The 12,940-nt window shown below is 36.0% G+C and carries 11 protein-coding genes and 1 pseudogene; 3 read left to right on the forward strand and 9 right to left on the reverse strand.

Annotated features, from left to right (window positions below):
• Positions 1 to 248: 248 nt before the first annotated feature.
• Positions 249 to 1,760 carry a LysM peptidoglycan-binding domain-containing protein gene (locus QO182_RS13500; RefSeq protein ID WP_371562168.1) on the forward strand — a complete coding sequence of 504 codons (1,512 nt, stop codon included), beginning with the start codon at positions 249 to 251 and terminating at the stop codon, positions 1,758 to 1,760.
• Between the two features lie 446 nt (positions 1,761 to 2,206).
• On the opposite strand, the gene QO182_RS13505 is transcribed toward QO182_RS13500, so the two are convergent.
• The 7 genes and pseudogenes from QO182_RS13505 to QO182_RS13535 all read right to left on the reverse strand — a co-directional run bounded on the left by QO182_RS13505 (position 2,207) and on the right by QO182_RS13535 (position 7,311).
• Complete coding sequence (locus tag QO182_RS13505; protein WP_371539716.1) at positions 2,207 to 2,584, reverse strand: GreA/GreB family elongation factor; 378 nt, start codon at positions 2,582 to 2,584, stop codon at positions 2,207 to 2,209.
• A gap of 559 nt (positions 2,585 to 3,143) precedes the next feature.
• Positions 3,144 to 3,524 (reverse strand): PH domain-containing protein, encoded by a 381-nt coding sequence (locus QO182_RS13510; protein WP_371539719.1) that lies wholly within the window; start codon positions 3,522 to 3,524, stop codon positions 3,144 to 3,146.
• Between the two features lie 86 nt (positions 3,525 to 3,610).
• Positions 3,611 to 3,985 (reverse strand): NAD-binding protein, encoded by a 375-nt coding sequence (locus tag QO182_RS13515; protein WP_371539757.1) that lies wholly within the window; start codon positions 3,983 to 3,985, stop codon positions 3,611 to 3,613.
• A gap of 21 nt (positions 3,986 to 4,006) precedes the next feature.
• Positions 4,007 to 4,486, reverse strand: a pseudogene (locus QO182_RS13520) (NAD(P)-dependent oxidoreductase); the annotation flags it as partial.
• Positions 4,487 to 5,027: 541 nt separating this feature from the next.
• Complete coding sequence (locus QO182_RS13525) at positions 5,028 to 5,204, reverse strand: hypothetical protein (protein ID WP_371539721.1); 177 nt, start codon at positions 5,202 to 5,204, stop codon at positions 5,028 to 5,030.
• Between the two features lie 85 nt (positions 5,205 to 5,289).
• On the reverse strand, positions 5,290 to 5,736 hold the full coding sequence (locus tag QO182_RS13530) for a hypothetical protein (protein WP_371539723.1): 447 nt from the start codon (positions 5,734 to 5,736) through the stop codon (positions 5,290 to 5,292).
• A 294-nt stretch (positions 5,737 to 6,030) separates the two neighbouring features.
• Positions 6,031 to 7,311: an APC family permease gene (locus tag QO182_RS13535; RefSeq protein ID WP_371562170.1), complete on the reverse strand. Its 1,281-nt coding sequence runs from the start codon at positions 7,309 to 7,311 to the stop codon at positions 6,031 to 6,033.
• 282 nt (positions 7,312 to 7,593) lie between these two features.
• Here QO182_RS13535 and QO182_RS13540 point away from each other — a divergent pair, with 282 nt between their 5' ends.
• Entirely contained in the window at positions 7,594 to 7,821 is a 228-nt protein-coding gene (locus QO182_RS13540; RefSeq protein WP_371539727.1) for a CDGSH iron-sulfur domain-containing protein, read from the forward strand.
• Between the two features lie 413 nt (positions 7,822 to 8,234).
• Complete coding sequence (locus tag QO182_RS13545; RefSeq protein WP_371562172.1) at positions 8,235 to 9,641, forward strand: APC family permease; 1,407 nt, start codon at positions 8,235 to 8,237, stop codon at positions 9,639 to 9,641.
• Between the two features lie 251 nt (positions 9,642 to 9,892).
• Here the strand turns inward: QO182_RS13545 and QO182_RS13550 are convergent, their stop codons facing one another.
• Both QO182_RS13550 and QO182_RS13555 read right to left on the reverse strand, forming a co-directional pair.
• Entirely contained in the window at positions 9,893 to 11,341 is a 1,449-nt protein-coding gene (locus tag QO182_RS13550) for a glyceraldehyde-3-phosphate dehydrogenase (protein WP_371539732.1), read from the reverse strand.
• Positions 11,342 to 11,500: 159 nt separating this feature from the next.
• Positions 11,501 to 12,901, reverse strand: coding sequence for a trypsin-like peptidase domain-containing protein (locus QO182_RS13555; RefSeq protein WP_371562174.1), 1,401 nt, complete (start codon positions 12,899 to 12,901; stop codon positions 11,501 to 11,503).
• Positions 12,902 to 12,940 lie beyond the last annotated feature (39 nt).

The following is a 12,940-nucleotide window of genomic DNA, read 5'->3' on the forward strand; positions in this document are numbered from 1 at the left end:
TAGTTATAAAACGCTCTGTGGAAACAGAGCGTTTTTTTATGTTTTTTTAGTTTGTTAAAATGATTGTAAAGAGATGTTAAAATAGTAAGATATTTGTATTTATAGGTTAAATTCGCATTTTAGACATGCAATATATTCGAGTAAGAACGTTATTGTAGTATGATTTATGATTTTGTGAAAATAAAATTGTATTATTGTTTTGTTATTCAGGGAGATAGAAGTTTTTGAGTGAAATTTAAATGAAATTTATGCGGTTTTTTAATTGGGTCTTTGGAGTTGTTTTATTAAGTAGTCTAAGTGGTTTTTCGCAACAAAAGTATACAGAGCATACCGTTTCCAAGGGGGAGACTATTTCTCAGATTGCTGCGCATTATAATATTAAGCCCACTGCTATTTACGAACTCAATCCTGATGCCAGAAAAGGGATAAAATTCAAAGGAGTTTTATTAATTCCCGCAGCTGTCTCAAAAAGCAAAAATACTACATCAGATATTGCTATTGCATACCCTGAAAAAAAGCATACAGTCCTTCCCAAAGAAACCCTTTACGGCATAGCCAAACAATACGGAGTTACCGTTGAAGATTTATACAAAATCAATCCTACACTACAGAATTCAGGATTAAAAAAAGGAGATACAATAAGAATTCCAGGAACAGAATTAAATCAAAGTCTAACTTTAACTGTTGCGGATCCAATAAAAGAAATTCAAAAAAATACTACCCCTGAAAGAAAAACAATTCAAAAAGAAGAATCAAATTTTACTGTAAAGTTCAATGATGCAAAAGTAAACTCATCCGAAGGTGTTGTGCGTGAAATTGTAGCAAACGACACTAAATATTCTATTGCAAAAGAATACGGAATTACAGTAGCTGACTTAGACAAAGCAAATCCTATTCTTGGAACAGAAGCTTTAAAAATTGGTCAAACAATTTCAATTCCTGTAAAAGAGGAAAATAATAAATCGTTAGCAGTTGTTCAAAAAGAAATAAAAAAAGAATCTGAAGTTACGGCTCAGTCCCGCCCTGAACCTAAAAACACAAAAGCCGAGCTAGTTATTGTAGGTGATAAAACAGTGTCGAAAGCTGAAACTCTAACAATAGTTGAACCTGTTACTAACGCTGTTGCTGTTGAAACAGAAGTGGTGAGAGAAGTATTGGCAAAAGAAACAAAATATGGAATCGCTAAAGAATATGGGATTTCAGTAAAAGAGTTAGAACGACAAAACCCGAAAATTATTAGAGGTCTTCCAGTAGGCTATAAATTAAATATTAGAAGTAATAAAGCTGTTGAGGCGATTGCTTCAAATAGTAATTCTGGGTCAACTAATGAAATGGGGAATTCAGATTCCAAATATAATGTAAAGTCTTTTCATGGAACTGATTTCTTAGATCAATTAGTTTCTACAGCTTCAGAGAATATCGGGACAAGATACCGCATGGGAGGAACCACAAAGGACGGGTTTGACTGTTCTGGATTGATGTGTACCACTTTTAGTAATTTTGATATTCAGTTGCCAAGAACCTCTATAGAACAATCGCAATATGGAGTAAAGATTGATAATGAAGATGCTCAAAAAGGAGATTTAATTTTCTTTAAAACGAATGGTAGAAGACAAATTAACCATGTTGGTATGGTAGTCGAGGCAGTTGACGGTGATATCAAATTTATCCATGCTTCGGTTAGTGGAGGTGTAATGATATCTTCAGTTAAAGAAAAGTATTATAAAAAGAAAGTAAGTCAAATTAATCGGGTGTTGTAGTATTTTCGATCAAAAAAACAGACTTTATAAACGAACTCTCAAGTTAACTTGGGAGTTTTTTTGTAAAAATGGTAATATTGCCTCGAGTTTTTCATGCTCTCCTTTAAACGGCTGAGAATCATATTTAAGAGAATCGTTTATGGCTTGGGTCAGAAGTATCAAATGCGTGGCTACTTTTGCTAGAAATGAATCGCACTCCTCGCTTTTCTGCGGTTAAATGTTTATTTTCAATGTTCAGTGGTAGTTGGCTGGTTTGTACCTTTAATGGGATATAGTAGTTTTAAAATGGCAAATATTTCTTTTTTTGTCAAATGTGAATTTTTGAAACACGAAATTTTAGTTTGAAAAGAGTGTTGTATTTGTATAAAAAAAGGAAAGAATACAGTTTGGGTATAAATTAAAGATCAGCATTCCCAAACTAGGAATGCTGATCTTTTTTGTTTTTTTTAATCGCGTTTTTCAACTGCGACGATTTTCAGTTGTTTTTCACCTTCTTCAAAGTTCCAGTTAATCACATCTCCTACTTTCCAGCCCACTAATGCAAGCCCCATCTTGGTTAATATGGATTCCGTTTGGTTTCTTCTCTTGGCTTTATCTGGAGCAACAAAAACATAAGTTTCTTCAAGGTTGCTATCTAAGTTTTTAACGGTTACACGTTTGTCTATGTCGACAATGTCATCCGGTAAATTCTTTCGGGTTAACTGTTTTGCATTCTTAAGTTGTAATTTTAAAGCTTCCTCTTCTGTAGGTGTTACTTTTTTACTTCTAATATGGTCTTTGATTAGATCGTAAATACCTGTTGTTAAAATAATATTTTGTGACATTTTTCTCTTTCTTAGTACCAATACTTTTGGTGCAGCTTTTTTAGCGGCCCAAACATTAAACATCAATTTTCCTGTACGGGATTGGTATTTAATGATAAAGCTGTATCAATAAGTCATTGATGGTTTTAAATTATATATAAAGGATATCTGAAAGTTTCCCTGCCTTGGGTTTGGCAGGGACTATTATATAAAGTCTTTGGAAACTTTAAGAAAAGAGTCATCATGCAGATAGGATAATACAAATAAAGGTCCTGATGCACAACTACTTATGTTAAAAAAAAGTGATTTACTCATTGTTTTTAATTGAACAGCAAAGTTACAAAATTAAATATACCTAAAAGAAGATTTGCCTTAAAATGAAGCCCGTCGTTTAATTCAAAGTAGCAGTCATCCTTTTTTATGTATTTGTTGTTTTCAATAAGATAAAAATGACTTTTTGCAGCTGGTTTTGTGAGTCAGAATGTCTTTTTGCATAAAAAAAAACTACTATTGATGAAGTAGCAGTTTGATTTTATTGATTCTTGAAACGGTTTTTATTTGTGATCTGTCTCAGCTTATTTTACCCGAGCACATGATGTGCCAGCACTTTTTGCACTTCATAAACATTAACTGACTTGTTAAATTGTTTTTTAATACTGGGTTGTAATTCGCTCGAAACCCAAATTTTCAACTCGGCATCAAGGTCAAAAGTTCCTGCAGTCTCAATGCTAAACCTAGAAATACTTTTATAGGAAATGGATTTGTATTCTGTTTTGCTTCCTGTCAAGCCCTGTTTGTCGACTAATATCAAACGTTTAGTAGTAAATATAAAAGTGTCTCGAATCAGTTTAAAACCCAATTCAATCTCTTCTCCGTCGATTAGTAGTTGCCCGAATTCCTTTGTTAGTTGTTCTTGAGTTACCGCGCCTGCGTTACCAAGTAGTGCCGAGAATATTCCCATATTGTTTATTTGTTTATTGTGATTTATTTTAATTTTTATCGCTTGTCGTCAGCATTGCCTATATTATTAGAGGAAGGAAAGTTTTTTTATTTATTTCTAAGACTCGTTATGATTGCCATTACATCTTCATCCCCCAAACCTTCTTTTTGGGCAGTTTCATAGCTATTATACAAGGGATAGATTAGAGGTGAGTCTAATCCAGCTTCCTTAGCTAGTCTCAGATCCTTGACCAAATGTTTGAGTGCAAAAGCAGCAGGATAATCGTTGTTTAAAACAGAATTGGCTTTGATATTGGTGATGCCATTTCCGCAAGCACCTTCATTTATAATCGTTAGCATATCTTCTTTTCGCACACCGCTTTTCTCGGCAAAAATAATAGTTTCTGCCAGTCCCTGAAGGTTTAGTCCTAGCAGGTAATTAATAGCTAATTTAGCTGAACTCGCTTTGCCAGGATCTCCCACGGGAATAGAAATTTTTCCCAGAACATCAAAAATGGGTTTGGCAAGTAGATAATCTTCGTCAGTGGCTCCTACCAAAATTACAAGGGTGCCATCCTGAGCCGGTTTAACGCTTCCAGAAACGGGAGCGTCAATAAAATGTACCTGACGCGCGGTACAGATTGTCGCTAAGTAGCGAGAAGTTTCAGGAGAAACGGTACTCATATTGATAATCAGTTTTTCAGGATTGTCTTGAGAAAGTAAACCATTCTCGCTTTCAAAAACTTCTTTGACAGCATCGTCATTAGATAACATCGTAATCACTACGTCACAGGTTTGTATCACTTCTTTCGGATTAGATGCTGATGTTGCTCCTAAGTCTATTAATTCTTTTTCCTTGTCTTTGGTGCGATTGAATACAACTACCTCAAAACCTGCTTTTAACAGGTTTTTCACCATTGGGTTTCCCATATTCCCAAGGCCAATCCATCCTAACTTTAGTGCTTCCATAATTTTAAATGATAATTTTACTCTTTCTTTTTTACTGTTTTTATAAGAACAGTGAAGCTGTTATTAGCTTCAGAAAAGGAATACTAAATTATGATTAATTTTTGGGATATAATAGTACAGATAGGATTTTAGAAGAAAGCATTTTTAATTTAAATTTTAAAACTGCAAGTGGTGAAATAGTTCGGCTTTATGCTAGCTAAAAAGGCATCTAAATTCATAAACTTTAGAATTAGGATGCCTAAATTGTAATTAAAAATGGGGAAAGATTGTTTTCCTCCTATGCCATATTGTGTTTTTTACTTGGTAAACATATTGTCAAAACGTTTTTATATTTCTTCGGGAGAGATATCCTATCTATGTGTTGCAATCATCTATTTCTATCCACAAGGATCCATTACCTGTCTCACGGGATCTCCATAAAACATGTTTTCAAGTGACATTATCGAATTGACGTTAGTATCCATCGCTTTTTGAAAAGATTTGTCAGCATTTATTATGTGTATAGAAAAAATAATAGGTTTGCCACCAATGGTTTACGGACTTTTATTACCTCAGTCTAAATTTTTTTAAGGGCAATCATTAGTAACGAATCTTCAATTATTATTTCTTCGTGACCTATTTTTCTGTTAGGTATTAACAAGCTTAAATTATCTATTACGTTGAATGCTTTTTTATTAAAAGGAATGGCATCAGTACAGTTTTTAAGGGTCGTATAAGCGCTTAATATTGGCATACCTGATATATATGTCAAGTTTCTCTACTATTTTTTATGTAGATATCCTAGAATATCTGCATATTAGACATAAATTAGTAATACCCTATGGCGTCAACCTTTTTTGAATTTCTTTTTTCATCACTTTCTCAGTTATGGAGAATATTGCTTTTTTGTTTTTCCTGAATTTATTTACAAAAGAGGAGATCTCATTTTCTAATTTATCATGCTCGCTTCTTATTTGGTGGGAATCATATTTATAGGGAGCATCAATAAGCTCGGCGAGATGTTTCAAATGTAGAGCGGTTTTGTCTTGTAGTCCATCGCAACATTTACTTTCGTCAGAAAGCTCTTTGGCTATGTCTCGCATTTCATCTAAGTTCGCATTAAGGGTCAATCCCATAAAATATTTGTCAACAAGATGGTATAAAAAATTCAAATCCTCCTTATAAAATTGTAAGTCAGAGTACCATTCTTCGGTCAAGATATACAATTGTTGCCACTGTGCTTCCCAGTTAAAATCATTTTTTAGTTTGCGTTTTAAATTTTCCATACTATTGATTTATTAGTTAACTATTTCTTTTCATGCTCTAGCGCAGTTTAAAAAGGCATCGCTAAAACGAGGAAGTTGTTTTTAATAGCGAATCAGTGTTTCTTTATATGTACGCGTCAAGTTGTAATCTGCAATGAATTTTTAAATTTTGCTGAAGTGTGTTTTCGAGCGAGAATTTTTATTTAAAAGTTCTTTAAAATTACGAAAAAATAAAGGAATAGGCGATTTTAAGCCTTTATATTTTGGCCGTTTTTTTATTTAAAATCTAACGTCGAAGTAGTTTAGGAGCTGGCTTTATTTAATTGTTATTTTTGTTTTTTTGTAAATCCACTCTAGAAGAAAACAGCTAAATATGATTGAGATTGCCACAATAACGCCCACTTTGTTCGATAGGTATTGCTGTTGTATCAAAACTAATACTGCAGTTAGACAAAGTAAAAAACCAGTCAACGGAATGATTCTGTTTCCATTAATTTCGGCGTGCAATTTAAAACCTACAAAGTTTACTATTGCAAAGATGGATAGGAAACCAACACTTCCTGCTGTGGAAAGACTTTCTAGTTTTAATAAATTGGCAATAGCCAAAGTAGCCACTGCGGTAATCAGTAGTCCGATGGGTTGGTTCCAAAGGAGACTCGTTAAATGATGTGGTAATTCATCGTCTTGGGCTATTTCATAGCTTACTCTGCTGCCTCCATATAAGGACGCGTTAATGGCCGAAAAGGTAGAGATTAGTGCAGCAATGGTGATAATGGTAAATCCCGTTGTTCCTAGCATGGGTTTTGCTGCTGCTGCCAAAACATAATCTTGGGCGGTTGCAATTTCTTTAAAGGGAATAGAGCCTACTGTTACCGCAGCAATAATTACGTAGAGTAGAATGACAAAAATAACCGAATAGTAATATGCCTTTGGGATATTGATTTTGGGGTTTTCGATGTCCGGCGCAGCATTTGCTATGAGCTCAAAACCTTCGTAAGCCACAAATATTACCATGCCGCCCGTTGTTAGTTTTAGAGGAGTTTCCCAATTTTCAAAAGAGAGTTGGCTCAAGTTAGGGTTTCCAAACAATCCATAAATCCCTAATAAAATAAACGACAGCAATATAATGAGTTTGATAATTACAGCGTAGGATTCAATTTGACCTACTACTTTTATACTGTAATAGTTTATGGCTGTAGCCAAAATAATTATAGCACTTGCATAAATATGAAAATCAGCTGTTCTATTGCTTATTTCAAGTAAATTAGGAGCATAGGAGCCAAAGGCAGAAGCATAAAGTGAGAGCATTATGATATAGCTAATCCAGAGGAGGTTGTTCATTCCGCCACTGAAAACGGATTTGCCAAATCCTTGGTTTATAAATTTCACGGTTCCGCCACGATCGGGATAGGTCATAGAGAGTTTGACGTAACTATAAGAAGTGATTAAAGCTAAAATTCCTGCAATTAGAAAGGCGACAGGGGTTCCGCCTTGTGCCAGCGAAACTGCTAATCCCAGAACAGCAAAGATTCCGCCACCGACCATTCCGCCAATTCCAATTGACATTGCTTCCCTGAGTTTAATCTTTTCGTTCATGCTTTAAATTTCATTATGATGGTAACTAATGACGCTCTTAAGAGAAAGTATCTGTTTCTCAAACAATCATGCGGCTTGGTAAATGTAATTGATTTGACGGGCAAAAAAAAGTGAATTGATAGGCAGTCGTGGTCAAATAGGTGTTGTTTGGCCGTGGGTTCGCAACGACGAAATAAAATAGAATAAAGATAAATTAGGGCTGTGAAGTCAAAAAAGTGTACGTCTATGCGAAATGCTGAGCATTTATTTTGCAATCTTTGAACTCAAAAAAAAAATAGCATTATGAGCAAAACAAAACTAATAATCAATAACAACGGATCTATTAAGATAGAAGGTGATTTTGAAATAATGGACAGTGATGGTAAAGTATATGGGCTAGAAGGAAGAACGACTTTAGGTCTTTGTCGTTGTGGGTTGTCTTCTAACAAACCTTTTTGTGATGGTTCACACCGTAGCAGTTTTGAACATGAATCAAAAGCATTTGATTTACCACCAATGAAAACGAAATAATTAATATCGTTTACTGTTTATACCATATAAAAAGCTGCATTTTTCATTAATGCAGCTTTTTATGTTTCTCTCAATCTTTTGATTTCTACAAAGGAGGAGTCTCCATATACTTTGTAATATGTTAATGTAAAGCAATTGCGTTATCGTTATTTTTTTTCCAACTTGAACTGAGTCGTTCTACTTGAATTCGATGTATCATTGATTGCACTTTCGCCCGCGTGAAGGATAGCAGCGGAAATCCTCCCGCTTTTTGGGAGATTGCAGCGGATAGCCTGACCTTGTTGCCGGTGCGGAATTTTTGGATGTTAGGAGTCGTTCTGCAACAAGGGCACGCCCAAAAGAATATGGGTATAACTTAATCGATTTCCAAAAAAAGTATATCTTTATCTAACCAAAAAAACAAAAACCAAAATATGCAAGAAGATAATCAAGACGATTTTAAGAGAGAACTGAGCTTATTTGACGGAACCATGCTTGTCGTGGGTTCCATGATAGGTTCTGGGATATTTATAGTGAGTTCAGATATGGTGCGCCAGCTGGGTTCTGCAGGATGGCTGATCGCCATGTGGGTGCTTACGGGTGTTATTACCGTGATTGCCGCGGTGAGTTATGGCGAACTTAGTGCGATGTTTCCCAAAGCCGGTGGCCAATATGTGTACATCAAGGAGGCTTACGGGAAGTTGATTGGGTTTCTATACGGCTGGAGTTTCTTTGCCGTGATACAGACTGGTACGATTGCCGCAGTGGGTGTGGCCTTTGCTAAATTTACCGCCTATTTGTTTCCGGTCGTTAGCGATGCGAATATTCTGTATGAGCTTGGAGATTTTAAACTGAATGCCGCACAAGTGGTTTCTATTTTTATTATTGTTTTACTAAGTTATGTAAACAGTCGCGGGGTAAAAAACTCTAAGATTCTGCAAACGGTTTTAACGGTGATCAAGATTTTATCATTGGCCGGACTGATCGTTTTTGGCTTCATGTCCGCCAAAGCTGAGGTTTGGGATGCTAACTGGGTTGACGCGTGGGGATCGAAATCACTTGATGTGGCCACAGGAAACTGGATCCCTATCAGCGGGACGGTTTTGATATCGGCAATTTCGGCAGCATTGGTGGGTTCGATATTCTCGAGTGTGGCTTGGGAAGGCGTGACCTTTATAGCGGGTGAAATCAAAAACCCAAAACGCAATGTGGGTTTGAGCTTGTTTCTGGGTACCTCAATCGTGTGCTGTATTTATGTGTTGGCGAATCTGATGTATCTGGCAGTGGTGCCTTTGCAGGGAATTGCCACTGCCCCGGCGGATCGGGTAGGCGTTGTCGCTTCGCAATTCATTTTTGGGGACATAGGGACCCTGATTATCGCTGTGATGATTATGATTTCGACTTTTGCCTGCAACAATGGGTTAATCATGGCAGGGGCGAGAGTGTATTACACTATGGCCAAGGACGGGGTTTTCTTCAAGAAAGCCGCTGAATTGAACAAAGCGAAAGTTCCGGCCTGGGCCTTATGGGCACAGTGTTTATGGGCTTCGGCTTTGTGTCTGACAGGGAAATATGGCGATTTGCTGGATTTTGTGGTGATTATCGTTTTGATATTTTACATACTGACCATTTTGGGAATTTTTATCCTCCGCAGAAAAATGCCGGATGTCGAAAGACCATATAGGGCTTTTGGTTACCCATTTTTACCAGGACTTTATATTGTTGTGGCCAGTGCCATCTGCATCGCCTTGTTTGTCACTAAAACGAGTACGAGCGGTTGGGGTGTGTTAATCATGCTACTTGGAGTACCGGTTTATTATTTGACGCGAACTAAAGAATAATTGTTAGTGAAAAGTGAGAAGTAAGAATAACGAAAAAAGGAAGTGAGTATTGAATCTTACGTCTTTACCCTTTTTTCTTTGTTTCCTTTCTCTTCTTTAAAAGTAAACATAAAAAAATCCCTCACGTTGCAATAACGGGAGGGATTTTCTATTTAATCCAGGTTGGGCCGCTGTGAATCTTAATCTAAAACTTGAACTAAAAACTAAAAACTAAAAATTGAAACGGCCTTCCCAAACCTGTAATCTGTAGGCTAGTAGTACGTGAAACGTCTTACTTTAGCGATATATTTTGCCAATCTTATAACTTGGTGACTGTAGCCATATTCATTGTCATACCAGATGTACAAGACAATGTTTTTACCGTCATTAGAAACGATTGTGGCATTACTGTCATAAATCGAAGGTGCAGATGTACCAACGATATCTGAAGAAACCAGTTCGTTATTTGTTGAGTATTTAATTTGCTCTACTAACTCACCTTCTAATGCATATTTTTTCATAATAGCATTGATTTCTTCAATTGAAGTTTCTTTTGCTACTTCAAGATTCAGAACAACCAATGATCCATTAGGAACAGGAACACGAATCGCATTAGAGGTCAATTTACCTTCTAGTGATGGTAACGCTTTCGCAACAGCAGTACCTGCTCCCGTTTCAGTAATTACCATGTTTAAGGCTGCAGCTCTACCACGACGGTATTTTTTGTGCATGTTATCGACCAAGTTTTGGTCATTTGTATATGAGTGTATGGTTTCTAAGTGTCCTTTTACTACGCCTAAAGTATCTTCAACTGCTTTCAGTATCGGAGTGATGGCATTTGTTGTACAAGAAGCGGCTGAGAAAATATCTAAATCGTCTGGATTGTATTCATTTTGGTTTACACCATGAACAATATTTGGAACCCCTTTACCCGGAGCAGTCAGTAATACTTTATGTGCCCCTTTTGAAACTAAATGTCTGCTTAAAGCTTCTTTAGTTGTAAAAGCACCTGTATTATCTATTACCAAAGCATTGTCAATTCCATAAGCAGTATAATCAATTTCTTCTGGAGCGTTTGCCGTAATAATATGAACTGTGGTACCGTTTATGATTAACGCATTGTTTTTAACGTCAGCGGTTACAGAACCTTGAAAATCACCATGAATGGAATCGTAACGCAATAGAGAAGCTCTTTTTTCAAGTGTAGAGGCATCATTTTTATCTCTGGTTACAATCGCTCTCAATCGTAATTGATTTCCTTTTCCGGTTTTAGACATTAGCTCTCTGGCCAATAAACGTCCAATTCTACCAAAACCATATAAAACCACATCTTTCGGCTGAATTTCTTCCGATGATTTGGCTTCTTTTAATTTGTCTAATACAAAATGTCTTGCGTCTGGGTATTTATCATCTTCTAATACGTACTCGTAAGTCAGTTTACCAATATCTAATTTTGATGGCGGTAAGTCTAATGATAAAACGACTTTGGCAATTTCTACCGAATCAAAGATGGTAATCGGTTTGCCTACAAATTCAGCGGCATACTGATGCAAATTGATGATTTCGTTTACGTTTTTGTCTATCAATTGGTTTTTAAACAAAACCATTTCTATGGATTTGTCATACCATAAATCGCTGACAATTTTAATTAATTCTACTCCCGCACGTCGTCTGTCGACCTGAAATGAAACTTCTTTTTGATACAAAGGTGTCTTGCTCATATTGAAAATTTAAAAAAAATTTTAGTAGTTATTTGATAAAATTTGCCGCAAAAGTACCTATTTCAATCGATTTCGTAAACTATTTCGACGTTTATTTTCAATAAAAAAAGCCAATGCGTTTTTACGGCCTGGCTTTCTTTTTATTCAAAGGGGGAGTTATTAGATGATAACTCTAAAGATTTCCCCGCTTTTATTAATCATTTCGAGGCGCATGCTTTGATTTTCTTCTTTAGTATTTAAAAGTTTAGAAACCGTTTCGATATCCTTAGCTTTTACATTATCAATACTCAGAATAATACTTCCTTTTAACTCATTGCTATACTGAACTAAATTTTCGTTAGAGATGGATTTAATTTTCACGCCATAATTGATGTTGAATTTCTTTTTATCGGCGGCATTAATATTTTCTAATTCGATTCCTTTAAATTCAGTACTGAAGAATTCATTTTTACTTAATACGACAGCGACTACACGATTGTTTCCACCTCTGGTATAAGTAACCTGTATTTTATCATTGGGTCTTTTAGTATTGATGTACCCAGAAAGGTCTGCATAAGTAGCAATCTTCTGGTCGTCTAATTTAACGATGATGTCTCCTTTTTGAAGCCCTGATCTTTCAGCACCAGAATTTTTTGTAACGGCACCAATGTAAAATCCTTCGGTTTGATTAATTCCTAATTCTCTGGAAGCGGTTGCATTCAATTCTCCACCTTCTACACCTAGGATTGCTCGTTGCACGTTACCATACTCCATTAAATCTTCGATGATTTTTCTGGCTATATTAGACGGTACTGCAAAAGAATAACCTACATAAGAACCAGTCATAGAGGAAATCATGGTATTGATTCCTATCAAGTCACCGCGGGTATTCACTAAAGCGCCGCCACTGTTCCCTGGGTTTACTGCAGCATCTGTTTGAATAAAAGATTGAATTCCGCTGGTTCCAAGGTCTCTGGCTTTCGCCGAAACAATACCGGCTGTTACCGTTGAGGTTAAATTATAGGGATTACCAACTGCGAGCACCCATTCCCCAATTTTTACAGAATCAGAATTACCAAACGTAGTATAAGGGAGTTTTTCGTCAGCATCAATTTTTAGTAAAGCGATATCCATTTTTGAATCGGTACCAATTAGTTTTGCTTTGTAAGATTGTTTATTGTTTAAGGTGATTTCAATTTCAGAAGCATCTTTAATCACGTGATTATTAGTCACGATATAACCATCTGCAGAGATAATCACGCCAGAACCTGTTCCCACCTGTTCCTGTGTCTGTCCTCCTTTGTATCCGTAATAGTATTCGAGCATGGGATTAGAAACGGTTTTATAGGATACATTTTTTACGTGGACGACTGTATGGATTGTTTTTTCGGCAGCATCTGTAAAGTCAATTACGTCTGGAGATAGGCCTACTTTTTTAGCATAGGAATCAGTTGATAAGGCTGTTATTGGGGTTTTATTGGAAGAAAAATAGCCATTAGTGTCAAATAATAATTTGTAAGCTCCTAATGTTACGGCGCCACTTAATAGAGATGCCAAAAATAGCTGTGAAAATCGATTCATAATAGAGTAAGTTTTACGTTATTTGTAATGTAAAAATAG

This window comes from Flavobacterium sp. Arc2 (genome assembly GCF_041431385.1).
GTDB lineage: Bacteria > Bacteroidota > Bacteroidia > Flavobacteriales > Flavobacteriaceae > Flavobacterium.

Excerpts from the sequence above, each read along its gene's own strand:
- QO182_RS13500 (WP_371562168.1), top strand. The coding sequence starts at position 249 with ATGCGGTTTTTTAATTGGGTCTTTGGAGTTGTTTTATTAAGTAGTCTA.
- QO182_RS13505 (WP_371539716.1), bottom strand. The coding sequence starts at position 2,584 with ATGTCACAAAATATTATTTTAACAACAGGTATTTACGATCTAATCAAA.
- QO182_RS13510 (WP_371539719.1), bottom strand. The coding sequence starts at position 3,524 with ATGGGAATATTCTCGGCACTACTTGGTAACGCAGGCGCGGTAACTCAA.
- QO182_RS13525 (WP_371539721.1), bottom strand. The coding sequence starts at position 5,204 with ATGCCAATATTAAGCGCTTATACGACCCTTAAAAACTGTACTGATGCC.
- QO182_RS13530 (WP_371539723.1), bottom strand. The coding sequence starts at position 5,736 with ATGGAAAATTTAAAACGCAAACTAAAAAATGATTTTAACTGGGAAGCA.
- QO182_RS13535 (WP_371562170.1), bottom strand. The coding sequence starts at position 7,311 with ATGAACGAAAAGATTAAACTCAGGGAAGCAATGTCAATTGGAATTGGC.
- QO182_RS13540 (WP_371539727.1), top strand. The coding sequence starts at position 7,594 with ATGAGCAAAACAAAACTAATAATCAATAACAACGGATCTATTAAGATA.
- QO182_RS13545 (WP_371562172.1), top strand. The coding sequence starts at position 8,235 with ATGCAAGAAGATAATCAAGACGATTTTAAGAGAGAACTGAGCTTATTT.
- QO182_RS13550 (WP_371539732.1), bottom strand. The coding sequence starts at position 11,341 with ATGAGCAAGACACCTTTGTATCAAAAAGAAGTTTCATTTCAGGTCGAC.
- QO182_RS13555 (WP_371562174.1), bottom strand. The coding sequence starts at position 12,901 with ATGAATCGATTTTCACAGCTATTTTTGGCATCTCTATTAAGTGGCGCC.